This is a genomic window from Xenorhabdus sp. SGI 60 (assembly GCF_056632175.1).
Genome location: NZ_CP196860.1, coordinates 735,478 through 760,784 on the forward strand (window position 1 = coordinate 735,478; position 25,307 = coordinate 760,784).

Sequence of the window (25,307 nt, forward strand, 5' to 3'; positions counted from 1 at the left end):
GCACAGATAGAGAAATTCGGTGGTGCGGTAGTTCAGTTGGTTAGAATACCGGCCTGTCACGCCGGGGGTCGCGGGTTCGAGTCCCGTCCGCACCGCCACCGTATTTAGAAAAAACCCTGAGAGATGCCTCTCAGGGTTTTTTCTATTGCCTAATCTACAGTTTATTGCTTATATTCTTATCAATGATTTTAAATTCTTATTTTTCATATAGTTGGTAAATGAGCTTATTTACGTTTTATTTTATTCCATTAGAGTGATGATCTTTTAATCTATAGTGGAATAATTACAGCTTTTATAAAGTAATTTTATCCTTACATGTCTTTACCTTAGAGAAATTTATTTCTTAAATATGATATTTTTTGATACTTATTAAATATATTAATATTTATTTTTTTAATATTAAATAAACCAATCTACTAATTCTAATGAATAATTGTTTTACCAATATGTTGTGTTGTTATTATATAGTTACGCAACCATGTTGGCTTTTTAAGCGCTAGAGATTGAAATCAATTACCAAGATGTCATATTAGTGGAGATAAAGGTGTTGAGGTAAGCTGGGGGAAACTTGATCAGGAATAGTTATTTAAGATAGACAGGACCAAGAACATCCCGATAACAGTTATTTAAGAAAAAACTGGGTGAGAAAAGATTACGCTCAAAAAAATTTTGCCATGAGATATGTTGCTGGACAGCCTGTGGAACGGGTTTTCCCTACTTCTAAGCAATTACTTGAGGATGAGTCGCTACCACGTGGAGATCCGCTCTTTGACCATAATCGTGAGCTTTCTGTTGCCATCTGGAATATCTATAAACAACAGCGCCCATCATGGCAACATGTTTTGACTTCTTTGATTGAGAAGAGTGACCTTGTCTTGTTACAAGAAGCACAAACGACCCCTGCCTTATTGAAATTCATTACAGATAGCGGCTTGATCGCGGATCAGGTTCCTGCATTTGCTCTCCCTCAACATCCATCAGGTGTGATGACATTGTCCTCGTCTTCACCAGTTTATTGCTGTCCTCTGCGTGAAAAAGAACCGATATTTAGATTGTCTAAATCGTCATTAATTACAATTTATCCATTGCCAGATAAACGCCAGTTGATGGTGATAAACGTGCATGCCATTAACTTTAGCCTTGGTGTTGATGTTTATAGTCGACAATTAAATAACATTGGTATTCATATAAGCTTACACAATGGCCCCGTCATTTTTGCAGGAGATTTTAATGCATGGAGTCGGCAAAGGTTAAAAATATTAGAGCGTTTTGCACACCGTATGCATTTGAAAGAAGTCTATTTTAATGATGATCATAGAACGATTGTTTTTGGCAACCCGCTGGATTTTGTTTTTTATCGTGAATTAAAAGTTTCCCGTGCAGCAGTTGTAATGACCGGTGCTTCTGATCATAACCCATTAATGGTGAACTTCTCTTTATGACGATTTCTTTGTGTGATGATAACTGATGGATAAAGCGACTTATTGATCTTGCAAAGAAAAGATAAAAAAAGCGTCGGAGATTACCGACGCTTTTTTAGGTATACTTAAGTAGTTTATTGGTTAGAAGCGCGTTTTGCTGATAGTTTCTTCTTCACACCGAAGAAATAGGCTAGAGTCAGAATAAATACCCAACCTAGACCAACATACAGCGCGTCTCTTGTTTGTTCAAAATAGCCCAGCAATACGATGATACTGACCATGAAGACGAGTGTGATTGCAGGAGCGACAGGCCACATTGGGATTGGAAATTTCAATGTCTTGACTTCTTCCGCGCTCATTTGGCGACGCATGGCAATTTGCGAGATTAAAATCATCAACCATACCCAGACGGTTGCAAATGTGGCAACAGAAGCGATAAGAATGAAGATCTCTTCAGGGATCAGATAATTTAGCACTACGCCAAGTAACAGAACCGCAGTCATGACAAGAACCGTCATCCAGGGCACACCATTACGAGTTAATTTTTTGAATGATTCGGGAGCTTGTCCTTCTTGCGCCATACCATACATCATCCTGCCAGCACCAAAAATATCACTATTGATAGCGGAAATAGCAGCGGTAATCACGACCACATTTAAAATATTTGCGGCTGAATTAATTCCCAAATTGGAAAAGATCTGTACAAATGGGCTTCCATCCTGACCAATTTGATTCCATGGATAGATGCTCATCAGGATACACAGAGTCAAAACATAGAAGATCAAGATACGAAACGGGACAGCATTAATTGCCTGAGGGATCGTTTTTTCTGGATTTTTTGCTTCACTGGCAGTGATACCAATGACTTCTATGCCACCAAAAGCGAACATAACAATGGCGAATGAAGCTATCACCCCACTGATGCCATTTGGCATAAAACCGCCATGCTCCCATAAATTGGACAGACCGGTTGCATGCTCAGTTACTTGTCCGAAACCGTAAAACATAATGGCAAGGCCGCCGATAATCATGGCAATAATGGCAGTGACTTTAATGATTGAAAGCCAAAACTCCATTTCACCAAAGATTTTTACGTGACATAGATTCAAGGCACCAATAAAACATACAATCCCCAAAACCCAAATCCACTGATCAACATGTGGGAACCAGAGCTTCATATACGTGCCGAATGCAGTAACATCAGCCAGGCAAACAAACAGCATTTCAAGAATATAGATCCAGCCAGTTAAAAATCCGGCCAAAGGTCCCAGATAATGGCTGGCATATTGCGAAAAAGAACCAGAAACAGGATGGTGAACGGCCATTTCGCCAAGTGCTCTCATTACGATAAATACGGCAGCTCCACCGAGTAAATAGGCCAGCAATACAGCGGGGCCAGCTTGCTGTATTGCTGCTGCTGAGCCATAAAACAGCCCCGTGCCTATTGCAGAGCCTAAAGCCATAAAGCGGATGTGCCGCACGCTTAGACCCTGTTTAAGCTGATTTTCATTATTTTGCATTCGTTATTCCCATCTATCCTTTCAGCCTGAGAGTATTTAGGCATACGATGCTCTGTCTGGCGTGAGATGCCAGCAAAAGCAACCTGGTACAATACCATAAAGATGGATGTTCGCGGGATAGATATCTGTAATAATAACGGGTAGTTTATTAAAACCAGAGTTTTTTTATGATTTACCCAATAAATGAAATCTTCCAAACTTTACAGGGAGAAGGCGTGTTTACCGGTGTACCTTCGGTTTTCATTCGATTGCAGGGATGTCCGGTAGGGTGCAGTTGGTGCGATACCAAACATACGTGGGAAAAAGAGGCTGATAAACAGCAGCCGATGGAAAATATCTTGCTGAAATCGCAAGAGAGCGATCTGTGGAGCGTTGCCACTGCAAGACAATTGCTGAACATATTCACTCGCCAAGGTTATAGTGCGAAGCATATTGTCATTACCGGGGGAGAACCGTGCTTATATGACTTGCGTCCTTTGACTGAAACACTGGAAAGTGAAGGCTATCAATGTCAGATAGAGACGAGTGGTACACATGCGATTCAGTGTTCTGACAAAACGTGGGTGACGGTTTCTCCGAAAGTGAAAATGCGCGGAGGCTATCGGGTTTTGTCTGAGGCTGTTAAACGCGCTGATGAAATTAAGCACCCTGTTGGGCGGCAGCGCGATATTGAAGCATTAGATGAATTATTGACTATGCTTGATGGAAACCCTACTCCGGTTATTGCCTTACAGCCGATCAGCCAGAAAGAAGATGCTACTCGCCTGTGCATCGAAACGTGCATTGCCCGTAATTGGCGTTTTTCGATGCAAACCCATAAATACTTAAATATCGCTTAAATCTCATTCAGCACCAGGCTCTGGTGCTGAATCCTTATTCTCCCCGATAGATACAGCCTGCGCTACAAGTCTCTTTAACCATAACAGCACTGAGTTGAGGCAGCGTCGGTTTTAACTTTTCCCAAATCCACTTGGCCAACACTTCGCTGGTTGGATTTTCAAGCCCGGGAATCTCATTGAGATAGTGGTGATCGAGCTGTTCCCAGACAGGTTTAAAGGCAGCCTTGACATCGGCAAAATCCATGAGCCAGCCACTGAGCGGATCGATGTCTCCGGTGATCTCCAGACGTACCATAAATGAATGCCCATGCAAACGCCCACATTTGTGCCCTTCCGGTACGTGTGGAAGATGATGTGCTGCTTCGAATTGAAAATCTTTAAAGATGGTTGTACTCATTGTGCTTTCCCCTGATTGCAAAAGGTCGGCTATTCTACCTGAACTTTGCGAGCTTAACGTGATTTTTCTGGAAGTAAAAAGCACAACGCTTAACGACTTTATTGATATATTAAATCTGTAAATAAAGTTAGGCGTTTTGGTTATGAGATATTGCGATCCTTTCTTTAAATACAACCCCTATTCTGGGATAACCTTAATCAATTCATGTTGATGACTGGATTGATTCCTGCATTTTTTACAACATGGATACTGGCTATAGCAAAAGGCACTGGGACAATGACCGCAAAACCACCTTCAATCGCATTACTACCTGTTTCTCCAGAGCAATTATCACGCTTGCAATCTGCAATTAGCGATTTTTCTCCCCATCAATTAGCTTGGTTGTCTGGCTATTTTTGGGGAATGGTGAATCATCAGCCACAAACTGGGGCAGAGACACCTGTCGTTTCTGCACAGGAAACAGTGACTTTGCTTTCCGCATCGCAAACAGGCAATGCCCGTCGTCTGGCTGAACAACTAAGAGATTCACTATTAGCTGGAAATATCAATGTAAACTTAATTAATGCGGGTGACTATAAATTTAAGCAAATTTCCCAGGAACGTGTATTGATTATTATTGCTTCAACACAAGGTGAAGGCGAACCTGCCGAAGAAGCTGTAGCGCTCCATAAGTATCTCTATGCCAAAAAAGCACCATCAATGAAAGAGACGGTATATGCCGTATTTGGCCTTGGGGATACGTCGTATGAAAACTTCTGTCAGGCAGGGAAAGATTTTGACAGTCGTCTGCATGAGCTTGGTGCTCAACGCCTACTGGATCGTGTTGATGCTGATGTGGAATACCAAGAACAAGCTACTCAATGGCGTCAGCAAATTACGGATATCTTAAAACAGCGTTTGTCAGTACAAGCAAATGCTGTCACTTCTCCTGCCACTTCATCTACTATTTCAGCGCATATCCAGGAAACCCAAACGTATATCAAAGAAAGCCCTCTAACGGCCTCCCTGTTGACTAACCAGAAAATAACGGGACGTGGTTCTGACAAAGATATTCGCCATATTGAAATTGATTTAGGGGATTCAGGGCTGTGCTATCAACCGGGGGATGCCCTGGCGTTTGGTTTGAAAACGATCCGGCTTTAGTGAATGAATTAATAGCCCTGCTTTGGTTGGAAGGTTCAGAGCAGGTCAATGTGTATGGAAAATCACTTCCATTGCGTGAGGCGCTGATTAGCCATATAGAGTTGACCCAAAATACCGGTGTGATTGTTGGGAAATATGCAGCGTTGGCGAAAGATGAAAAACTGTTATCGCTGGCCGCTAATAAACAAGCATTGCAGCAATATGCCCAGACAACACCTATTGTCGATATGGTCAGGGCTGCTGCTTCACATCCAGAAGCCCAACAATTTATTGATTTATTGCGCCCACTGACACCACGTCTCTATTCCATCTCCTCTTCACAATCTGAAGTGGAAAACGAAGTCCACATTACCGTGGGAGTCGTTCGTTATGACATTGAAGGGCGTGTCCGTACAGGCGGCGCGTCGGGTTATCTGGCGGATCGTTTGCAGGAAGATGACAACATCCGCGTGTTTATCGAACAGAACGACAATTTCCGTTTACCGGTCGATCCTAATACACCCATCATCATGATTGGACCGGGAACAGGTGTTGCTCCGTTTAGGGCATTTTTGCAGCATCGTGACAGTCAGGGAGCTGAAGGTAAAAACTGGTTGTTTTTTGGTAACCCACATTTTGTTGAAGATTTTCTTTATCAGGTTGAATTCCAGCGCTATGTGAAAGAAGGCTTATTGACCCGCCTTGATCTGGCATGGTCAAGGGATCAGCAACATAAAATCTATGTACAAGACAAACTGCGTGAACAGGGAGGAGAAGTCTGGCGCTGGATTCAGGATGGTGCCCATCTGTATGTTTGTGGCGATGCGAATCGCATGGCAAAAGATGTAGAACAAGCCCTATTGGACATCATTTCACAACATAGTGGCATGGATGCTGAACAGGCTGATGAATTCTTGAGTGAATTGCGCCTTGAGCGCCGTTATCAGAGAGATGTTTACTAATATGAGCAATGTGAGCAAAGAAAAAACAGGTACTTTGATCGTTGAAGGCAAACTTGCAGACAGTGAACGCATGAAGTTGGACAGCAATTATCTGCGAGGAACGATTAGCGAAGATTTAAAAAATGGGCTGACAGGCGGATTTGAGGGGGATAATTTCCTCCTTATCCGCTTTCATGGTATGTATCAGCAAGATGACCGAGATATCCGGGCAGAACGGGCAGAACAAAAACTCGAACCACGCCATGCCATGATGTTGCGTTGTCGCCTGCCGGGAGGAATTATTACCCCAAAACAGTGGCTGGGCATTGATCGGTTTGCGACAGAAAATACGCTGTATGGCAGCATCCGGTTGACCAACCGCCAGACGTTCCAGTTTCATGGGATTTTAAAAAATGATCTCAAACCCGCACACCAATTATTGGCACTAATGGGGTTGGATTCGCTGGCTACCGCTAACGACGTCAATCGTAACGTGCTGTGTACGTCCAACCCGGTGCAATCTGCTTTACACCAACAGGCTTACGAATGGGCAAAAAAGATATCGGAACATCTGCTGCCTCGTACCAATGCATATGCTGAAATCTGGTTGGATAAAGAAAAAATTGCAACAACTGATGAAGAACCTATTCTTGGTACGACTTATCTGCCACGTAAATTCAAAACATCGGTGGTGATCCCGCCTCAAAATGACGTGGATCTCCATGCCAACGATATGAACTTTGTCGCCATTGCGGAAAATGATCAATTAATTGGCTTTAATGTATTGGTGGGTGGGGGACTAGCCATGACCCACGGTGACAAAAAAACCTTTCCACGGCTGGCGAGTGAATTTGGTTTTATTGCACAAGAGCACACACTGGCCATTGCAGAGGCAATAGTGACCACCCAACGTGATTGGGGTAACCGGACTGACCGTAAAAATGCGAAAACTAAATATACCCTTGAACGAGTGGGTATCGAAACCTTCAAACAAGAGGTTGAAAAACGTGCTGGCGTGAAATTTGAAGCCATTCGCCCATATAAATTCACTGGTCGGGGTGATCAAATTGGTTGGTTAAAAGGCATTGATGATCAATGGCATCTGACCTTATTTATTGAAAATGGCCGTTTGCTGGATTATCCCAACCAGCCATTAAAAACAGGGATTGCAGAAATTGCGAAAATTCATAAAGGCGATTTTCGTCTGACTGCCAACCAAAACCTGATTGTGGCAGGGGTACCTGAGAGTGAAAAATCGCGGATTGAAGAAATTGCCCGTACTCATGGTTTAATTGACGATAGCGTGACAACTTTGCGTCACCACGCTATGGCTTGTGTTTCATTTCCTACTTGCCCATTAGCGATGGCCGAAGCAGAACGTTTCTTGCCAACTTTTGTCGATTATGTTGATGCGTTAATGGAAAAGCATGGTGTGGGTGATGAAGAGATCATAGTGCGCGTTACAGGCTGCCCGAATGGATGTGGCAGGGCGATGCTGGCAGAAATTGGGCTGGTGGGTAAAGCGCTTGATCGTTACAACCTGCATCTTGGTGGAAATCGTATCGGTGATCGCATTCCCCGCATGTACAGGGAAAATATCACATCAGCAGAGATCCTTGAGATATTGGATGAATTAATTGGTCGTTGGGCATCAGGGCGTCATGTCGGTGAATGTTTCGGTGATTTTCTGATCCGCACTGATATCATCAAACCAGTATTGAATTCAGCTGTCGATTTTTATGATTGGCAGGAGGCAGTATGAGCCGATTGAATTTATCGGAGCGGGTGGCACTGGCTCCAGAGCAGCAAATCACGTCATTGGCAGAAATCAATCAGCAACTGGAGGTGCTGGATGCCCGTGAACGCGTGAGATGGGCATTGGAACATCTGTCTGGCGAATTTGTGCTTTCCTCTAGTTTTGGTATTCAGGCGGCAGTTTGTTTGCACCTTGTGACACGGGAGTATCCTGATATTCCCGTGGTCCTTACCGATACGGGATACTTATTTCCTGAAACTTATCAATTTATCGATAAATTGACTGAAAAACTCAACCTGAACTTGAAGATTTTTCGTGCAGAGCATTCTCCAGCTTGGCAAGAATCACGTTATGGCAAATTATGGGAACAAGGAATAAAGGGAATTGAGCGTTATAACCAAATCAACAAAGTTGAGCCGATGAATCGTGCATTAGAATCTCTGCAAGCACAAAGCTGGTTTGCGGGGTTGCGTCGCCAGCAATCAGAAAGCCGGACCAATTTACCTGTGCTGGCAATTCAACGGGGAGTTTTTAAAATCCTGCCTATAATTGATTGGGATAATCGGCAGGTACATCAATACCTGATAAAGCATGGCCTTGAATACCATCCATTATGGGAGCAGGGTTATCTTTCTGTCGGGGATACGCATACCACCCAAAAATGGGAACCTGGAATGAGTGAAGAACAAACCCGTTTTTTCGGCCTGAAACGTGAGTGCGGTTTACACGAAAGTTAAATTAACCCCAGATTCACTTAAAAAGTGTGGTATCAGAACTGATTTTATTTTTCATATAAATATGTTCTTTTTTGGTTTTTGCGATATGGATAGGTGTTTTGTATGGATAATAAAGATGAATTAATTCAAAAAATAAGTAAATTATTATCTTCTAGCTCAATAGGGTTAGAAGATAAGTTGGCTGTGATGATGTTTTGTTTCCAGCTTATGTCATCATCAAAGACAGATAAAGTAAATATGCATGCTTCTGATGGTAAAATTATAAAATTAGAATTAAAACATTAAATTATCTATTTTAGATGGAGATATTAAAATGAATAGAAGGGGATTTGAAGGCGCGATTTTCGATAACTCTCTAGTAGTTGATAATGGAGAGATCAAGCCACTATCTCACACAAAAGATTATAGAAGAAAAAATTACGCTGAAATTGAAAGAAAATATTCTAGTATATCATCTGATATTGTGAGAAGAATGTGTGATGATGAAGAGTATTATGTTGTATTAACTCATGGTGAAATGGTTGATGTTGTAAAAAATTCTTGTGGCAATAATCCGAACTCATCATGGTCAGCATGGAAAGTTTTTGATCTTGCAACAACGTATTCAGGTAATATGTTGGATGGTTATGCTTTTATGCGATTAGCAAATGAATTAAGTAGTAATTTTGGCGTAAGAGTAACTGAATATGTCAACCGATATGGGAACAGAATGGTAAAGCTGACAGGACATGCCGGAATCAGAAAATTTTTAACCGCTACAAAATATAGAGCAGGTCATTGGAAGTTGATAGATATAGGTATAGGAACACAAGCGATGAGAGAAGGAATAGCTACAGTATCTAGAAGAGTTGTTATTGTTTCTGTCCTGTATAGATCAACGGAACTAGCATTTAGAGATGAGTACGATATTTATGCTTTTTTCGGAAATATCACAATGGATGTAGCTAAAACCGCTGTTGGAGCTTTGGTTGGCCTTGGGGTTGTTGTTGGTGCCGGCATTGCTTCGGTAACGGGAACTGTTGCTCTAGGGGTTACTGTTGTGGCGTTAGCTGTTGGAATTCTTACGACTTGGGTACTATCTGAGATTGATGACCGTTATAAAATTAGCGAAAAACTGATAAACTACATGCGCGAAAAGGAACTAGCTGAGGCTGGTAAACTAGATTATCGTAAACAACCGTTTGGTTATCCTTATCCACGAATAAAATAACCTTAATTTATCATAATTGTGTTGTAAATAATAAAGAGGCCGAGATGGATTATAAAAATAAATCAATTTTAGCAATTAGTATGTCTTTTTTGTTTTTAATAATAAATGCGGCTCTCTTTTTTGCTGTTGATGAATTTTTATTGATTTATAATTTTTCGGATGTTATTGTTTTTTCATGGAGGATGTTTGCAGTATTGTTTTTTTACCCTTTAATATTTTATTTTTGTATTTCTATGTTTTATTATTTGTTTTTTTTAAAGTTGCCAAAACACAATAATTCAATTTTTAAGTTTCTTACATTTTTTGGTATTTTAGGTTTTTTAATTAGTTTACCTGTATATTGGTACGGTGATTTCAAATTAAAAGAAAAAGGATATATTACTTGTTATAAAAAATCGATAAGTGCTCCCAGAAAGTATGCAAAAGATGAAAAATTATGTGACTAAGCATATGTATATGCACGGTGGTCAGCCGCATCTTATCGTGTTCGGGGGATTTGAATAACGAGGCACTTCTGCCGACGTCCGCCCGGGTTGGATACGTGACCTTTTTAGCTTATGCGATTCAGGAACAAATAATTACTTTTTGTCATTTCATAACCTGATCACGGCCTCATATATTCATCTTCTGGTCGTCATAATAATTAAGAGCTATATCCTTTGTGACTTGAAGTCCAGAGGATAGAACATGAACAGGCTCTAACGCGGGATGGTATCGTGGATTATTTACCTTTATTTATTGAGCTTAAAGCCCGATCTGTACTGCTGGTTGGGGGTGGAGAAATCGCCTCTCGTAAAGCAGACTTATTACTTCGTACTGGTGCAGCGTTAACGGTTGTAGCGCCTGAGCTACATGCAGAACTGCAACAACGTCATCAAAGAGGAGAATTCGAGTGGTTACAGGAAACGTTTAAAACAGAATATCTTGATAGCGTATTTTTAGTGATCGCCGCCACAGATGATAACATCTTAAATCAACATATTTTTGCCGAAGCCAATCAGCGCGCTATCTTGACCAACGTTGTGGATAACCAACCGCTCTGTTCGGCCATTTTCCCATCAATTATTGATCGCTCCCCGATTATCGTGGCGATCTCATCGGCTGGAAAATCTCCGGTATTAACCAGATTATTGCGAGAAAAGTTGGAGTCTTTGCTCCCATTTAGCCTTGGTGCGATGGCAAATATCGCAGGACGCTGGCGCGAACGCGTGAAAAAACGTTTCACCTCCATACGTCAACGGCGCCATTTTTGGGAAAAGGCGTTTAATGGGCGTTTTGCCACACTGATCGCCAATGGGCAATTACAGCAAGCAGAAGAGCAACTTGAACAGCAGTTGGCACAAGGTGATTCTCATTCCCAAGGAGAACTTGCGTTGGTAGGCGCTGGGCCAGGTGATCCGGGATTATTGACTCTAAAAGGCCTACAGGTGATCCAGCAGGCTGACGTCATTCTTTATGATCATTTAGTGAGTGCAGAAATCCTGGAGTTAGTCCGCCGTGATGCAGACAAAATCTGTGTTGGAAAAAGAGCGGGTAATCACTCCGTGGCGCAAGAAGAAATCAACCGACTTATCATCAAATTAGCGAATCAGGGGAAAAAAGTAGTTCGCTTAAAGGGGGGGGATCCCTTTATTTTTGGCCGTGGTGGAGAGGAATTACAGATTGCAGCCGCAGCGGGAATTCCTTTTCAAGTCGTGCCCGGCATTACGGCAGCAGTGGGCGCTTCTGCTTACGCAGGTATCCCATTAACCCACAGAGAACACGCGCAAAGCGTCACTTTTATTACCGGACATTGCCGTGACAATGGCGATGAATTGGATTGGCCTGCATTCGCGCGGGGCAATCAAACATTAGCTATTTATATGGGGATCATGAAAGCCGCCTTGATCAGCCAAAAGCTGATTTCGCATGGTCGGGATAGCAATACCCCCGTTGCCGTGATTGGTTGTGGCACTCGTCCAGAACAGCAAGTATTGACCGGAACCTTATCCGAATTGGAGCGATTGGCACAAGAAGCACCATCACCCGCCTTGCTGGTAATAGGAGAGGTGGTTCAACTCCACCATCAAATAGGATGGTTTGAGCGCGGAAACGCTGCTGATCAAGTAAATCGCCCTGCTGTGATTGATTTAGTATAAGGAGTGCCTAATGGACGAAAAAAGACTGACACACTTACAGCAACTTGAAGCTGAGAGTATCCATATTATTCGGGAAGTGGCGGCTGAATTTGCCAACCCCGTTATGCTCTATTCGATTGGTAAAGATTCCTCTGTGATGCTGCATCTGGCACGTAAAGCGTTTTATCCGGGAAAACTGCCTTTCCCCTTATTGCACGTAGATACCGGCTGGAAATTTCAGGATATGTACGACTTCCGAGATCGTACAGCGGAAAAATATGGTTTTGAGTTACTGGTCTACCGTAATCCACAAGGCGAGGCGTTGGGCATTAATCCTTTTATTCATGGCAGTGCTAAACATACCGATATCATGAAAACAGAAGGGTTGAAGCAAGCACTGGATAAATACGGCTTTGATGCAGCATTTGGCGGGGCGCGGCGTGATGAAGAAAAATCGCGAGCCAAAGAACGAATTTACTCATTCCGAGACCGCTCCCATCGTTGGGACCCCAAAAATCAGCGTCCCGAACTTTGGCGCAACTATAACGGCCAGATTAACAAAGGGGAAAGTATCCGCGTCTTCCCGTTATCCAACTGGACAGAGTTGGATATCTGGCAATACATCTATCTGGAGCAGATCGATATCGTTCCCCTTTATTTTACTAAGTTCCGTCCGGTTGTTCAGCGGGAAGGGACCTTGATTATGGTTGATGATGATCGAATCGATTTAAAAACAGGGGAAGTGATTAGCCAGCGTAAAGTGCGCTTTAGGACACTGGGTTGCTGGCCGCTGACAGGGGCAGTGGAATCAGAAGCAGAAACGTTGCCGGAAATTATTGAAGAAATGTTGATATCAACCACTAGCGAACGGCAAGGGCGGCTGATTGATAGTGATCAGTCAGGTTCTATGGAGCTGAAAAAGCGCCAGGGTTATTTTTAAGGAGTCCAGATATGCCAGCACTTGCATATAATGAAACTATGGCTAGTCAGATCAAGCAACAAGGCGGAGTTGAAGCTTATCTTCGAACGCAGCAGGAAAAAGGATTACTGCGCTTTTTAACCTGCGGTAGCGTGGATGATGGCAAAAGTACCCTAATTGGACGTTTGCTGCATGACACCCGTCAAATTTATGAGGATCAACTTGCAACTTTACAAAGCGATAGCAAGCGAATAGGGACTCAGGGAGAAAAGCTCGATCTGGCTTTATTGGTTGATGGATTGGCGGCTGAACGGGAACAGGGCATCACCATTGATGTGGCATACCGCTATTTTTCCACGGAAAAGCGGAAATTCATTATTGCGGACACACCAGGGCATGAACAATATACCCGCAATATGGCAACAGGCGCTTCAACCAGTCATCTTTCCATTTTATTGATCGATGCCCGCAAAGGTGTTCAGGAACAAACTCGCCGTCACAGTTTTATCAGCACCTTGCTGGGTATTCGTCACTTGGTGGTGGCAATCAATAAAATGGATTTAGTTGAATATCGGCGAGATATCTTTGAACAAATTAAACAAGATTATTTGAATTTCGCGGCACAACTCCCGACTGACTTAACTATCTATTTCGTTCCGATCTCGGCGTTAGAAGGGGATAATATCGTGACCCGCAGCGAGAACATGGCGTGGCATACGGGAGAAACGCTACTGGATATCCTGGAATCCGTGGACGTAAAAACAAAAGCGGCAGAACAGCCCTTGCGTTTCCCGGTCCAGTACGTAAATCGCCCCGATCTTGATTTTCGTGGATACAGCGGCACATTGTCTTCAGGAATTTTACGGCAAGGTCAGCAAATAAAAGTGATGCCATCTGGTGTAGTTTCTACGGTGGAAAGAATTGTTACTTTTAATGGCGATCTCACCTTTGCCGTACCCGGAGAAGCGATTACCCTCGTATTAAAAGATGAAATTGATATCAGCCGTGGTGATTTATTGATTGCCGTTGAAGATCAAATGAGTGCGACCCACCACGCTCTGGTTGATGTCGTCTGGATGTCGGAACAGCCGCTGATTCAAGGGCAGAGTTTGGATATTAAAGTCGCGGGCAAAAAAAGCCGTGGTAAAGTCGATAATGTTCAATATCAGGTGGATATTAACAACCTGACACAGAAAGTCGCTGTTGAGTTACCGCTTAATGCCATTGGGCGGGTGGAATTTTCATTTGATGAACCTTTATTGCTCGACAGTTACGCGCAAAATGCGGATACCGGTGGCATTATCCTGATTGATCGCCTAACCAACGTTACCGTAGGAGCGGGATTGGTGCGTGAAATTCAAGTCGATGTTTACGAAGAGACGAAAGAATACAGTGAGTTTGAACTGGAACTTAATCGCTTAGTTCGTCGTCACTTCCCGCACTGGGGCGTACGTGATCTATTGGGAGGAAAATAAGTGGCTCAGGAGAATATCGTCTGGCATCCACATGCTTTGGATAGGGCACAGCGGGAAAGCGCAAATGGTCATCCTGCATTGGTGATTTGGTTTACAGGGCTATCTGGCTCAGGAAAATCCACTCTTGCAGGGGCATTGGAGCAGACATTGTTTGCACAGGGAATCAAAACGTACTTACTGGATGGTGATAATGTGCGCCACGGCCTATGCAGTGATTTGGGCTTTTCTGAAACAGATCGGCAGGAAAATATCCGACGAGTCGGTGAAGTCGCAAAATTGATGGTTGATGCAGGCCTGGTTGTTCTGACCGCATTTATTTCTCCCCATAGAGCTGAGCGGCAAAAAATCCGTGAATTAATGGAAGAGGGGCAATTCATTGAAGTGTACGTCGATACGCCACTGGAGATATGTGAGAGCCGTGATCCCAAAGGACTCTATAAAAAAGCACGGGCGGGAACATTGCACAATTTCACCGGAATTGATGCGGCCTATGAAACGCCCGAACAGCCAGAAGTCTATTTAGATGGTTCACAGTCTATGGAATCTTCAATTGAAAAACTGCTTTTTGTCCTGAAAAACGGCAATATCCTGCCAACTTAACGACCAAATCAAACAAACTGTCATGAAACACATTATTATTGTTAGTGAAATAATGTGTTTTTACACTCAGTTAATTCAATATCTCGCGTGATCCTGTTTTTGAGTGGGTTTGCAAATGGTTTTGTGAGAGTCAGTGGCGTCATGCTTTCAGTTGTGGGATGATTAGCGAGTTTTCAGGGGGGGAGATGGGCAAATTAACGCTATTATTACTGGTTCTACTAGGTTGGTTACAGTATTCGCTGTGGTTCGGCAAAAATGGTATTCACGATTATGTGCGGGTGAAGGCTGACGTTGATAAACAAGAGGTTGATAACCTTAAACTGAAAGCACGTAACGAACAGTTATTAGCTGAAATTCAGGATCTTAAAGGAGGACAGGAAGCGATTGAAGAACGTGCTCGTAATGAATTGGGCATGATTAAACCAGGAGAATCTTTTTATCGTATGGTGCCTGATACCTCAAAAAATAATGCGCAGTAACTTTAAATCAAGACAGTAAATAATAATCGAAATGAATAATTCACAACTTCGTCCCCCTGCTGAAATCATCGCCTTGATCCCGGCTGCGGGTATCGGTAGCCGGATGAAATTAGATTGCCCAAAACAGTATCTGAAAGTTGCCGGAAAAACGATTCTTGAACATACCCTGACAGCACTGCTTGAGCATCCTCGTATACAACGCGTTATTATCGCGCTGAATCCTGCTGATACACAATTTGCGCAATTACCTATTGCTTCTGATCCAAGAATAATGACTGTCATTGGCGGTGAAGAACGCGCTGATTCGGTATTGGCTGGATTAGATTATCTGATTGGTTTGGCTACAGACAAGGCAATCTGGGTCTTAGTGCATGATGCAGCCCGTCCTTGTCTTCATAGAAATGATCTTGATAGCTTGTTGCGGGTGATTGATCACAACACAGAATCCCCTGACATATGTGGCGGGCTTTTGGCATCTCCTGTGAGGGATACGATGAAACGCATGGTATCGCTATCAGTGGCAGGATCATCCACACTTTCCCCCCCTTGATTGCTCATACCGTTGACCGTAACGGACTTTGGCATGCTTTGACCCCACAATTATTCCCTTTGCAGCTATTGCGTGATTGCTTGCTCAAGGCACTTGCAGATCAAGCCTGCACCACCGATGAATCTTCGGCGCTTGAACATTGTGGTTATCGTCCCGTACTGATCAAGGGACGAGCGGATAATATAAAAGTGACCCAACCTGAAGATTTGGCACTGGCTGAATTTTACCTATCCCGAAAAGCTAAGGAATCTATCGTATGAGAATTGGACACGGTTTTGATGTGCATAAATTTGGCGGAGAAGGGCCATTGGTCATTGGCGGTGTCCGTATTCCTTATGAACAAGGGTTAATTGCCCATTCAGATGGTGATGTCGCCTTACATGCAGCTACAGATGCCTTACTGGGCGCGGCAGCTTTAGGTGATATTGGTAAATTATTTCCCGATACCGATCCTGCCTTCAAAGGCGCAGATAGCCGTGAGCTACTGAAAGAAGCCTACCGCCGCATTCGTGCGAAGGGCTATCGGCTGGGAAACCTGGATATCACGATTATCGCACAAGCGCCGAAAATGCTGCCACATATTCCCCAGATGCGGGTTAATCTGGCAGAAGATCTTGAATGTCATATGGACGATATTAACGTTAAAGCGACAACAACAGAAAAATTGGGATTTGTTGGGCGTAAAGAAGGCATTGCCTGCGAAGCGGTTGCTTTGTTGGTTAAAGAGTAAGCAGATAAAAGAAATAAGCATGACACTGAGTAAATTACATTGGCTTTATGGCCAGCCGGAAGCAACCGGTATTATTAAAGCCACACCAGAAGATTTTATTGTTCGCGAAGATTTGGGATTTTCTCCTGATGGAGAAGGCGAACACTTAATGGTATATATCCGTAAAACAGGATGTAATACCCAGTTTGTCGCGGATCAGCTTGCCTGTTTTGCCAAAATACCGGCTCGCTCTGTCAGCTATGCGGGATTGAAAGATCGCAACGCAGTGACGGAACAGTGGTTCTGCTTACACTTACCGGGGAAACAAGATCCGGATTTAGCGGCATTTCAACTTGAAGGTTGTGAAATGCTGGCAACTTCCCGCCAGAAACGCAAGCTGCGGATTGGCGCATTGAAAGGCAATGATTTCATTCTGGTATTAAGAGACATTTCTGACCGACAATCGGTGGAAAAACGCTTGCAGCAGATAGCGCAAACCGGCGTTCCAAATTACTTTGGTGAACAACGTTTCGGGCGGGATGGACAAAATTTAGTTCAGGCTCAACGCTGGGCAGCTAATGAAATCCATGTCAAAGAACGCAACCGCCGCAGTTTTTATCTTTCTGCCTGTCGCAGCGCGATGTTTAATGCTGTTGCCAGCCGACGTATTGCCCAGGATGAACACCAAAAGGTAAAAAATGGCGATGCATTACAATTAACAGGGCGTAGTAGCTGGTTTGTCGCTGATGAATCTGAATTGTCGGTATTGCAGCAACGAGTTATGGGTGGAGAATTACAAATAACGGCTCCTTTACCGGGTGATAAGGCATTAGGAACGCAGCATCAGGCTTTGGATTTCGAACAACAATGCTTATTGGATTATGAGGATTTTTGGGGATTAGCCAAACGTGAACGTGTGGAGAGCGCCCGTCGGGCAATATTGGTGAAACCACTGAACTTGCGTTGGGAATGGCAAGATGATCAAACTGTCACTCTGCATTTCTCTTTGCCATCTGGTAGCTTTGCAACCAGTGTTGTTAGAGAACTGATCAATCAGGATCTCGGCTCTTCCCTTGATGTGGCTTGATTGCAAAGCACTCTACAAAACTGTCAACGTCATGCTAAGATCAAACACACACAGGGTAATTTACATTATTAACCTATTTTATTTTTATTAAAATCAATGAGATATATCAATGTTGCGGATATTGCTGAGTAACGATGATGGTGTCACCGCACCGGGTATTCAAACCTTAGCGGCTACATTGCGGAAACACTATCATGTTCAGGTCGTTGCACCTGACCGTAACCGTAGTGGGGCGTCGAATGCCTTAACGCTGGATCGCCCTTTGCGCATCAACACACTGAACAATGGTGATATTTCTGTTCAGGAAGGTACACCGACGGATTGTGTCTATTTGGGCGTAAATAATCTGGTACTCCCTCGTCCTGACATTGTCGTTTCTGGCATCAACTGTGGCCCTAACCTTGGTGATGACGTGATTTACTCTGGCACGGTCGCGGCTGCAATGGAAGGACGCCACTTAGGCCTACCCGCATTGGCGGTATCACTCAATGGTGACCAACATTACGAAACGGCGGCAGAAGTGACCGTGCGTTTATTAGCTTTGCTGCAAAAATCCCCATTGAGAGCAGGTAATATTCTGAATGTTAACGTACCTGATATTCCCTTTGAACAGATCAAAGGGTTTCGGGTGACGCGATGCGGTCGCCGTAGTGCTGCTGAACAAGTCTATGCGATGGAAGATCCCAAAGGCAATATGCTCTATTGGCTAGGTCCTCCGGGAGAAAAAAGTGATTTTGGGCCTGAAACAGATTTTGCTGCGGTAGAAGAAGGATTTGTCTCCATTACCCCTTTGCATGTGGACTTAACAGCTTATAAAGCCCAGGCGCTGATAAGTGATTGGTTGGCAAAAGTCGGGGATATTGGGGAATGTTAAACCGATCAATGAAAAATTTGCTGGTGCAACTGCGCCAGCAAGGAATTCACAATGAGCCACTATTGGAGGTTATTGGCAAAGTCCCTCGAGAATGTTTTGTTGATGAAGCTCTCGCACATAAGGCATATGAAAATACCGCACTGCCTATTGGTCATGGGCAAACGATATCCCAACCCTATATTGTTGCTCGCATGACTGAGTTGCTGAATTTAACCCCGGCATCCAACGTATTGGAAATTGGAACAGGCTCAGGTTATCAAACAGCAATACTTGCCCACTTAGCCAAACGCGTTTTCTCCGTGGAGCGGATTAAAGGATTGCAGTGGCAGGCTAAACGCAGATTGAAGCAACTCGACCTACATAATATCTCAACCCGCCACGGTGATGGCTGGGATGGATGGCCATCAAAAGGACCCTTTGACGCTATTATTGTCACAGCCGCACCACCAGAAATTCCGCAGGCATTACTCCATCAACTTGCTGACGGAGGTGTGATGGTTTTACCTGTCGGCGAGCGTACTCAGTTACTGAAAGTCGTACATCGTTATGGGAATGATTTTCATGGCGATGTTATCGAACCTGTCCGTTTTGTACCTCTAATTCAAGGCGAGCTAACATAATCAGCTAATTTATTTGAGGGTAGTTTCAAATTAGCTGTTCTTTTTTCTGAATTTAAGCAAAATGTTTCGCTTTAAATCTTTCGTAATCCTAAATTTTCATAAATCATTATTATTTTCACTTATATTTGCCTTTATGGGGGAATAAAGTATGAATCTGGAAAAACCAGTGAAAAAAATAAAGTGGATAATCGCCAGTACTGTTATGGGCGTTGTGTTGATAGGTTGCAGTAATACACCAAATCGTCCAGCTCCAATCGTGAATATCGATACAAATCGTGTTTCGGATAATCATGCGATTAAAAATCGTCAGGCAGTGAATAATGCTGCCAATAGTAATTCATCTCAAGGGCGAATTATTTATCGCCGTAACTATGAAAATATTCCCAAAGGAAGCTACAACGGAAGCACTTATACGGTTAAACATAGCGATACTTTGTTTTATATCGCCTGGATTACAGGCAGTGATTTCCGTGATCTAGCTCTCAGAAATAATATTTCAGAGCCTTATAGCTTAAATGTTGGTCAGGTCCTGAGAATAGGTAATTCAACCTCCAAAAATGGTGTATTAATAGCATCAAATAGTACTGAATCAAAAATTAGTCAGGTTGATTTTCAAAAAATTAATGCGTATCCTGCAAATATTGATAAACCAAAGTCAGGGAAAATGTTGCCAAAGGCAACCATTTCTGATGGCGACAATTCTGCTCCAAAATTATCTATAGCAACAGATACAGGGGCAAATAATGCTATTAATGGTATTGATACTATTAATAGTTGGAGGTGGCCGGCAGAAGGAAAAATTCTTGAAGGTTTCTCTGATTCTCAAGGAGGAAATAAAGGCATTGATATTGCGGGGAGCCGTGGTCAACCCGTATTTGCTACAGCCCGTGGGAAAGTGGTTTATGCCGGAAATGCATTACGTGGCTATGGAAATCTAATAATAATAAAACATAACGATGACTACCTAAGTGCTTATGCGCACAACGACACAATGTTGGTTCGTGAGCAACAGGACGTTCAAGCGGGGCAAAAAATTGCCACTATGGGTAGCACCGGAACAAGTTCAGTAAGATTGCATTTTGAAATTCGCTATAAGGGAAAATCCGTAAACCCGCTGCGTTATCTTTCGCAGCGATAAACCGGGGCAGGGATCTGAAATTCCTGCCCGCATTATCATGGGTAGGAGCAGCTGATGAGCCAAAGTACGCTTAAAGTTAATGAGTTGTATGATGATGCGAATTTAGACGAAAATAGCACGGAAGCTGATGACTTTGATGAAGCGTTGCTGAAAGATGAGGATGATATAACTGGTCTTGATGAAGATTTGGATTTGTTGCAAGGAGTAAACCAACGGGTTCTTGATGCAACACAGCTTTATCTCGGAGAGATTGGTTTCTCACCTCTGCTGACAGCAGAGGAAGAGGTTCTTTTCGCCAGACGAGCACTACGAGGGGATGTTGCTGCACGCCAACGCATGATTGAAAGTAACTTGCGATTGGTTGTAAAAATATCCCGCCGATATAGCAATCGTGGATTAGCACTGCTAGATCTGATTGAAGAAGGTAACCTTGGGCTTATTCGTGCAGTGGAAAAATTTGATCCTGAAAGAGGTTTTCGTTTTTCTACTTATGCAACATGGTGGATCCGTCAAACCATTGAACGTGCCATTATGAATCAAACTCGCACAATTCGCTTGCCTATTCACATTGTCAAAGAATTGAACGTCTATTTACGTACTGCAAGAGAACTGGCACACAAATTGGATCATGAACCCAGTATCGAAGAAATTGCGGAAAAACTGGATAAACCTATTGAAGATGTCAGTCGTATGATGCGACTTAACGAACGCATTACTTCTGTTGATACACCAATGAGTGGTGATTCAGATAAGGCATTATTGGATATTTTATCTGATGAGAATGATTCAGGGCCAGAAACAACCATTCAAGATGATGATATGAAACAGAGTATCGTGAAATGGCTGTTTGAGCTGAACGCAAAACAGCGCGAAGTTTTGGCCCGTCGTTTCGGTTTGCTTGGATACGAAGCAGAAACATTGGAAGATGTTGGGCGAGAAATTGGTTTAACAAGAGAGAGAGTTCGTCAGATTCAAGTTGAGGGATTGCGCCGTCTTAGAGACATATTGCATACCCAAGGTTTGAATATAGAATCATTATTTCGTACTTAATTTTTTATTCCTGAGAACGTATACCTAAGAAATTTTAAATTGCAGCGTGAGTGGAAAATAGATGAATTTCCAGAAACAAAGATAATTAGATAACTTGGTGATGGCAAGAGTAGAAGTAATTCCAAAAGTGATAATTGAAAAGATAAAGGAATAGAGAAGAGAGGCAGTAATCTTAAGGTGGGCTTATTTAGCCCACCTTTTATTTAGGCATTTATATTTCTATTACCATTTGGTGTGACATTTATCAAAAGCTAGATAATCGGAACACCACTATGAAATTTAAAATCATGATCGGGAGTTTGAATAAGTTCTGCTTCAACCTGGCCGAAATAATTCACTCTTTCTGTAATATCTTCTTTAGATATTGACTGAGCGAGCATTAAATAATCTTGGTAATGGCGAGCTTCTGAACGCAGCAGAGAAATATAAAACTTACCCAAGTCCTCATCCAGATGAGGAGCCAGTTTTGCGAAACGTTCGCATGAGCGTGCTTCAATATAAGCACCAATAATTAATTTATCGACCAACGTATAAGGTTCATGATTGGTAACATGCTGAAATAGGGATTTAGCATAGCGGCTGGCACTGATACTGTCATAGCTTACCCCTCTGGCATCCATGATTTCTAATACTTGATAAAAATGATGCAACTCTTCCTTAATTAATAACACCATCTTATCGATGAGATCTTGACTATAAGGTGATTTTGCCCGCGCGGTAATTTGCTTGGTGGCCTGATTTTTTCCTTTCAATGAATGGATATCCCCCATTTTTTTATAGGCAAAATCCTCATAGGGCTGAAACCAAGCCAGCAGAGCATCCGCACTCTCAGGATCAACGGCATATTTACGAATTAAGAACATAGCACTTTGTGCCGCTTTTAATTCACATAGTAGATGATCGCGCAATAAAATGGGCAAATGCTCGGGCAGCCGCGCTTTTTCTACCCATTGGTCGGGAGTCTCGCACTGTAAAAATTGATAAATGGGTACTAACAGATGAGTATCAAACTTCATTGTTGTTCCCTTCATGGCTGTTTCATTCATTGCTAAACCATCTCTTTCAGACGATAAATCCACTCTAATGCCTGACGTGGTGTCAAGGTATCTGGATTCAGGTTTTCCAATGCTTCAACTGCCGGAGAGGTTTCTTCTGTCAGCAGGGTTAACTGCGGAGTATCGACATGGCCTATTGCCGCATTATTGGAGAGTGATTCCAGCTCTTTCAATTTTTGGCGCGCACGTTTAATGACATCGCGTGGAACACCGGCCAGCGAAGCGACCGCCAATCCATAACTCTTGCTTGCTGCCCCTTCCTGTACACTGTGCATGAAAGCAATGGTATCGCCATGTTCGACAGCATCAAGATGAATATTGACGACCCCTTCCAGTTTCTCAGGTAGTGTTGTCAGTTCGAAATAGTGGGTTGCAAACAGGGTCATTGCTTTGATGCGATTAGCTAAATTTTCCGCACAGGCCCACGCCAGGGATAAACCATCATAAGTTGATGTACCACGACCGATCTCATCCATCAAAACCAGACTGTGTTCAGTCGCGTTATGCAAGATATTGGCCGTTTCAGTCATTTCCACCATAAAAGTAGAACGTCCTGATGCCAGGTCATCGGATGCACCGACACGCGTAAAGATGCGATCTACAGGGCCAATAACCGCTTTTTCGGCAGGAACAAAGCTTCCAATATAAGCCATCAACGTGATCAAAGCCGTCTGACGCATATAGGTACTTTTACCCCCCATATTTGGCCCTGTAATAATCAGCAAACGGCGCTGTGATGAGAGCGTCAATGGGTTAGAAATAAACGGTTCACTTAATACTTGTTCGACAACCGGATGCCGACCGCCAGTGATCTGAATACCCACTTTATCGGTTAGTATCGGGCGGGTGTAATTTAGAGTTTCAGCACGTTCGGCGAGGTTTGCCAGTACATCCAGCTCTGACAGCGCTTCGGCACAGGTTTGCAAATCGGCCAGATGAGGCAGCAACAGATCAAACAACTCTTCGTACAGGGCTTTTTCGATGGCAAGTGCTTTGCCTTTGGAAGTCAGCACCTTGTCTTCATATTCCTTTAATTCAGGAATGATATAGCGTTCTGCATTTTTCAGCGTTTGACGACGAACGTAATGGATAGGGACTAGATGGCTTTGTCCACGACTGACCTGAATATAGTAACCATGTACCGCATTAAAGCCCACTTTCAGGGTATCAATGCCAAGTTTTTCACGTTCGCGGATCTCCAGTTTATCCAGATAATCACTGGCACCATCGGCTAGTGCTCGCCATTCATCCAATTCAGCATTATAGCCTGTGGCAATGACGCCACCGTCACGCACCAGGACAGGAGGCGTTTCGACAATCGCATTCTCTAGCAGAATCTGCAATTCATCAAAATGTCCCACACGCTGCTGTAGTACTTGGATATAAGGGGCATCGGAGGACGCCAGGATCTGATGAATATCAGGCAATTGCTGAAAAGCATGGCGCATTCTGGCCAGATCACGGGGACGAGCAGAGCGGAGAGCAAGACGGCCAAGCACACGCTCTAAGTCACCGACCTGACGCAAAAACGGCCGTAATTCATAACCGATTTCCTGTAATGCGGAAATAGCTTGATGGCGATTTTCCAGCATAACTTTATTGCGGGTTGGTGCATGCAGCCAGCGTTTCAGCATTCGGCTGCCCATCGGTGTCACACATTGATCGAGTACCGCCGCCAGCGTATTCTCAGTGCCACCGGACAAATTTTGTGTCAGCTCCAGATTACGGCGGGTGGCGGCATCCATAATCACCGTTTCCTGCTGGCGTTCCATCGTAATACTGCGAATATGAGGTAAAGTGGTGCGTTGAGTATCTTTGACATATTGCAGCAAACAGCCTGCTGCACGCAGGGCGAGCATCGCTTTTTCCACCCCGAAGCCAATCAGGTCACGGGTGCCAAATTGCAAATTAAGTTGCTGTCTTGCTGTATCCAGCTCAAATTCCCACATTGGGCGCCGGCGCAGACCATGACAACGTTCAATCAGCGCCATATGCTCAAAGGTTTCAGGATAAAGCAATTCCGCGGGACGGGTGCGCTGCAATTCTGCGGCAATACTATCTTGATCGGACATTTCAGAAACGCGGAAACGGCCAGAAGTGATATCCAGCGTCGCGTAACCAAATCCCTGATTATCATGCCAGATAGCGGCGAGCAGATTATCCTGACGTTCTTGTAGTAAAGCTTCATCAGTGACGGTGCCAGGAGTGACAATACGCACAACTTTGCGTTCAACAGGGCCTTTACTGGTTGCAGGATCACCAACTTGTTCGCAGATCGCCGCAGATTCACCGAGTTGTACCAGTTTTGCCAGATAGTTTTCGATCGCGTGATAAGGAACACCTGCCATCGGAATAGGCTGACCAGCCGATTGCCCGCGCTTGGTTAGGGAGATATCCAGTAACCTCGCCGCTTTTTTGGCATCGTCATAAAACAACTCGTAAAAATCCCCCATTCTATACAGCAGCATAATATCGGGGTGCTGCGCTTTCAGACGCAGATACTGCTGCATCATGGGAGTATGGCTATCTATATCCTTTGCTGGAGATTCTTTCATATTGACTTGATTCAATTCTATTATTCCTGTTGACTCAGTTGGGCTATCGACGCTCAGTCAACCCATCTAAATGACAAAACCTAAATATAATCAGCTAAGGATGGAACGCTAATAGACCTCATCCTGGGCGAAAACG

22 protein-coding genes, 1 tRNA gene and 3 pseudogenes are annotated in these 25,307 nt (G+C 43.5%); 22 read left to right on the top strand and 4 right to left on the bottom strand.

Going from position 1 to position 25,307, the window contains the following annotated elements; translation table 11 throughout:
• Nucleotides 1-21: 21 nt before the first annotated feature.
• Both ACSJJG_RS03365 and ACSJJG_RS03370 read left to right on the top strand, forming a co-directional pair.
• Nucleotides 22-98: transfer RNA gene (locus ACSJJG_RS03365), tRNA-Asp, on the top strand.
• A gap of 543 nt (nt 99-641) precedes the next feature.
• On the top strand, nt 642-1,442 hold the full coding sequence (locus tag ACSJJG_RS03370) for an endonuclease/exonuclease/phosphatase family protein (protein WP_481088484.1): 801 nt from the start codon (nt 642-644) through the stop codon (nt 1,440-1,442).
• Between the two features lie 113 nt (nt 1,443-1,555).
• Here the strand turns inward: ACSJJG_RS03370 and ACSJJG_RS03375 are convergent, their stop codons facing one another.
• Entirely contained in the window at nt 1,556-2,941 is a 1,386-nt protein-coding gene (locus ACSJJG_RS03375) for an amino acid permease (RefSeq protein ID WP_481088485.1), read from the bottom strand.
• Nucleotides 2,942-3,108: 167 nt separating this feature from the next.
• Here ACSJJG_RS03375 and queE point away from each other — a divergent pair, with 167 nt between their 5' ends.
• Nucleotides 3,109-3,780 carry a 7-carboxy-7-deazaguanine synthase QueE gene (gene queE, locus ACSJJG_RS03380; protein WP_481088486.1) on the top strand — a complete coding sequence of 224 codons (672 nt, stop codon included), beginning with the start codon at nt 3,109-3,111 and terminating at the stop codon, nt 3,778-3,780.
• Nucleotides 3,781-3,814: 34 nt separating this feature from the next.
• Here the strand turns inward: queE and queD are convergent, their stop codons facing one another.
• The gene (gene queD / locus ACSJJG_RS03385) at nt 3,815-4,177 is read right to left on the bottom strand and encodes a 6-carboxytetrahydropterin synthase QueD (protein WP_481088487.1); all 363 of its coding nucleotides are present in this window, start codon (nt 4,175-4,177) and stop codon (nt 3,815-3,817) included.
• 276 nt (nt 4,178-4,453) lie between these two features.
• Between queD and ACSJJG_RS03390 the strand changes: the two are divergent.
• The 19 genes and pseudogenes from ACSJJG_RS03390 to rpoS form a co-directional block, all read left to right on the top strand.
• A pseudogene (locus ACSJJG_RS03390) lies at nt 4,454-5,057 on the top strand (flavodoxin domain-containing protein); the annotation flags it as partial.
• Between the two features lie 101 nt (nt 5,058-5,158).
• Nucleotides 5,159-6,261, top strand: a pseudogene (locus ACSJJG_RS03395) (sulfite reductase subunit alpha); the annotation flags it as partial.
• A gap of 1 nt (nt 6,262) precedes the next feature.
• A complete protein-coding gene (gene cysI / locus ACSJJG_RS03400) occupies nt 6,263-8,002 on the top strand; it encodes an assimilatory sulfite reductase (NADPH) hemoprotein subunit (RefSeq protein WP_481088488.1) in 1,740 nt (579 codons plus the stop codon).
• On the top strand, nt 7,999-8,733 hold the full coding sequence (locus tag ACSJJG_RS03405; RefSeq protein WP_481088489.1) for a phosphoadenylyl-sulfate reductase: 735 nt from the start codon (nt 7,999-8,001) through the stop codon (nt 8,731-8,733). Before cysI ends, ACSJJG_RS03405 begins: the two co-directional genes overlap by 4 nt.
• A gap of 102 nt (nt 8,734-8,835) precedes the next feature.
• A complete protein-coding gene (locus ACSJJG_RS03410; protein WP_481088490.1) occupies nt 8,836-9,018 on the top strand; it encodes a hypothetical protein in 183 nt (60 codons plus the stop codon).
• A gap of 28 nt (nt 9,019-9,046) precedes the next feature.
• Complete coding sequence (locus ACSJJG_RS03415) at nt 9,047-9,943, top strand: hypothetical protein (RefSeq protein ID WP_481088491.1); 897 nt, start codon at nt 9,047-9,049, stop codon at nt 9,941-9,943.
• 44 nt (nt 9,944-9,987) lie between these two features.
• Nucleotides 9,988-10,389, top strand: coding sequence for a DUF1240 domain-containing protein (locus ACSJJG_RS03420; protein WP_481088492.1), 402 nt, complete (start codon nt 9,988-9,990; stop codon nt 10,387-10,389).
• Nucleotides 10,390-10,659: 270 nt separating this feature from the next.
• Entirely contained in the window at nt 10,660-12,081 is a 1,422-nt protein-coding gene (cysG, locus tag ACSJJG_RS03425) for a siroheme synthase CysG (protein WP_481088493.1), read from the top strand.
• A gap of 10 nt (nt 12,082-12,091) precedes the next feature.
• Nucleotides 12,092-13,000, top strand: coding sequence for a sulfate adenylyltransferase subunit CysD (cysD, locus tag ACSJJG_RS03430; RefSeq protein WP_348987710.1), 909 nt, complete (start codon nt 12,092-12,094; stop codon nt 12,998-13,000).
• Nucleotides 13,001-13,011: 11 nt separating this feature from the next.
• Nucleotides 13,012-14,454 (top strand): sulfate adenylyltransferase subunit CysN, encoded by a 1,443-nt coding sequence (gene cysN / locus ACSJJG_RS03435; protein WP_481088494.1) that lies wholly within the window; start codon nt 13,012-13,014, stop codon nt 14,452-14,454.
• Nucleotides 14,455-15,054, top strand: coding sequence for an adenylyl-sulfate kinase (gene cysC, locus ACSJJG_RS03440; RefSeq protein WP_481088495.1), 600 nt, complete (start codon nt 14,455-14,457; stop codon nt 15,052-15,054).
• A gap of 185 nt (nt 15,055-15,239) precedes the next feature.
• Nucleotides 15,240-15,533, top strand: a complete 294-nt coding sequence (gene ftsB / locus ACSJJG_RS03445; protein ID WP_481088496.1) for a cell division protein FtsB — start codon at nt 15,240-15,242, stop codon at nt 15,531-15,533.
• A 31-nt stretch (nt 15,534-15,564) separates the two neighbouring features.
• Nucleotides 15,565-16,343: pseudogene (gene ispD, locus ACSJJG_RS03450) on the top strand (2-C-methyl-D-erythritol 4-phosphate cytidylyltransferase).
• A complete protein-coding gene (ispF, locus tag ACSJJG_RS03455) occupies nt 16,340-16,813 on the top strand; it encodes a 2-C-methyl-D-erythritol 2,4-cyclodiphosphate synthase (protein WP_348987706.1) in 474 nt (157 codons plus the stop codon). The pseudogene ispD and the gene ispF overlap by 4 nt, the downstream one beginning before the upstream one ends.
• A 19-nt stretch (nt 16,814-16,832) precedes the next feature.
• Nucleotides 16,833-17,879 (top strand): tRNA pseudouridine(13) synthase TruD, encoded by a 1,047-nt coding sequence (truD, locus tag ACSJJG_RS03460; RefSeq protein ID WP_481088497.1) that lies wholly within the window; start codon nt 16,833-16,835, stop codon nt 17,877-17,879.
• Between the two features lie 109 nt (nt 17,880-17,988).
• Nucleotides 17,989-18,753: a 5'/3'-nucleotidase SurE gene (gene surE, locus ACSJJG_RS03465; RefSeq protein WP_481088498.1), complete on the top strand. Its 765-nt coding sequence runs from the start codon at nt 17,989-17,991 to the stop codon at nt 18,751-18,753.
• Entirely contained in the window at nt 18,747-19,373 is a 627-nt protein-coding gene (locus tag ACSJJG_RS03470; RefSeq protein ID WP_481088499.1) for a protein-L-isoaspartate(D-aspartate) O-methyltransferase, read from the top strand. Before surE ends, ACSJJG_RS03470 begins: the two co-directional genes overlap by 7 nt.
• 148 nt (nt 19,374-19,521) lie before the next feature.
• Nucleotides 19,522-20,511 carry a murein hydrolase activator NlpD gene (nlpD, locus tag ACSJJG_RS03475; protein WP_481088500.1) on the top strand — a complete coding sequence of 330 codons (990 nt, stop codon included), beginning with the start codon at nt 19,522-19,524 and terminating at the stop codon, nt 20,509-20,511.
• 54 nt (nt 20,512-20,565) lie between these two features.
• Nucleotides 20,566-21,561: an RNA polymerase sigma factor RpoS gene (rpoS, locus tag ACSJJG_RS03480; protein WP_481088501.1), complete on the top strand. Its 996-nt coding sequence runs from the start codon at nt 20,566-20,568 to the stop codon at nt 21,559-21,561.
• 251 nt (nt 21,562-21,812) lie between these two features.
• Here rpoS and miaE read toward each other — a convergent pair whose 3' ends face one another.
• Together miaE and mutS are read right to left on the bottom strand one after the other, a co-directional pair.
• Nucleotides 21,813-22,592: a tRNA isopentenyl-2-thiomethyl-A-37 hydroxylase MiaE gene (miaE, locus tag ACSJJG_RS03485; RefSeq protein WP_481090366.1), complete on the bottom strand. Its 780-nt coding sequence runs from the start codon at nt 22,590-22,592 to the stop codon at nt 21,813-21,815.
• A 17-nt stretch (nt 22,593-22,609) separates the two neighbouring features.
• Nucleotides 22,610-25,171, bottom strand: coding sequence for a DNA mismatch repair protein MutS (gene mutS, locus ACSJJG_RS03490; protein ID WP_481090367.1), 2,562 nt, complete (start codon nt 25,169-25,171; stop codon nt 22,610-22,612).
• Nucleotides 25,172-25,307 lie beyond the last annotated feature (136 nt).

Excerpts from the sequence above, each read along its gene's own strand:
- rpoS (WP_481088501.1), top strand. The coding sequence starts at position 20,566 with ATGAGCCAAAGTACGCTTAAAGTTAATGAGTTGTATGATGATGCGAAT.
- miaE (WP_481090366.1), bottom strand. The coding sequence starts at position 22,592 with ATGAAGGGAACAACAATGAAGTTTGATACTCATCTGTTAGTACCCATT.
- ACSJJG_RS03375 (WP_481088485.1), bottom strand. The coding sequence starts at position 2,941 with ATGCAAAATAATGAAAATCAGCTTAAACAGGGTCTAAGCGTGCGGCAC.
- queD (WP_481088487.1), bottom strand. The coding sequence starts at position 4,177 with ATGAGTACAACCATCTTTAAAGATTTTCAATTCGAAGCAGCACATCAT.
- cysI (WP_481088488.1), top strand. The coding sequence starts at position 6,263 with ATGAGCAATGTGAGCAAAGAAAAAACAGGTACTTTGATCGTTGAAGGC.
- ftsB (WP_481088496.1), top strand. The coding sequence starts at position 15,240 with ATGGGCAAATTAACGCTATTATTACTGGTTCTACTAGGTTGGTTACAG.
- surE (WP_481088498.1), top strand. The coding sequence starts at position 17,989 with ATGTTGCGGATATTGCTGAGTAACGATGATGGTGTCACCGCACCGGGT.
- ACSJJG_RS03420 (WP_481088492.1), top strand. The coding sequence starts at position 9,988 with ATGGATTATAAAAATAAATCAATTTTAGCAATTAGTATGTCTTTTTTG.
- ACSJJG_RS03405 (WP_481088489.1), top strand. The coding sequence starts at position 7,999 with ATGAGCCGATTGAATTTATCGGAGCGGGTGGCACTGGCTCCAGAGCAG.
- ACSJJG_RS03410 (WP_481088490.1), top strand. The coding sequence starts at position 8,836 with ATGGATAATAAAGATGAATTAATTCAAAAAATAAGTAAATTATTATCT.
- cysN (WP_481088494.1), top strand. The coding sequence starts at position 13,012 with ATGCCAGCACTTGCATATAATGAAACTATGGCTAGTCAGATCAAGCAA.
- queE (WP_481088486.1), top strand. The coding sequence starts at position 3,109 with ATGATTTACCCAATAAATGAAATCTTCCAAACTTTACAGGGAGAAGGC.
- truD (WP_481088497.1), top strand. The coding sequence starts at position 16,833 with ATGACACTGAGTAAATTACATTGGCTTTATGGCCAGCCGGAAGCAACC.
- ACSJJG_RS03470 (WP_481088499.1), top strand. The coding sequence starts at position 18,747 with ATGTTAAACCGATCAATGAAAAATTTGCTGGTGCAACTGCGCCAGCAA.
- nlpD (WP_481088500.1), top strand. The coding sequence starts at position 19,522 with ATGAATCTGGAAAAACCAGTGAAAAAAATAAAGTGGATAATCGCCAGT.
- ispF (WP_348987706.1), top strand. The coding sequence starts at position 16,340 with ATGAGAATTGGACACGGTTTTGATGTGCATAAATTTGGCGGAGAAGGG.
- cysD (WP_348987710.1), top strand. The coding sequence starts at position 12,092 with ATGGACGAAAAAAGACTGACACACTTACAGCAACTTGAAGCTGAGAGT.
- ACSJJG_RS03415 (WP_481088491.1), top strand. The coding sequence starts at position 9,047 with ATGAATAGAAGGGGATTTGAAGGCGCGATTTTCGATAACTCTCTAGTA.
- mutS (WP_481090367.1), bottom strand. The coding sequence starts at position 25,171 with ATGAAAGAATCTCCAGCAAAGGATATAGATAGCCATACTCCCATGATG.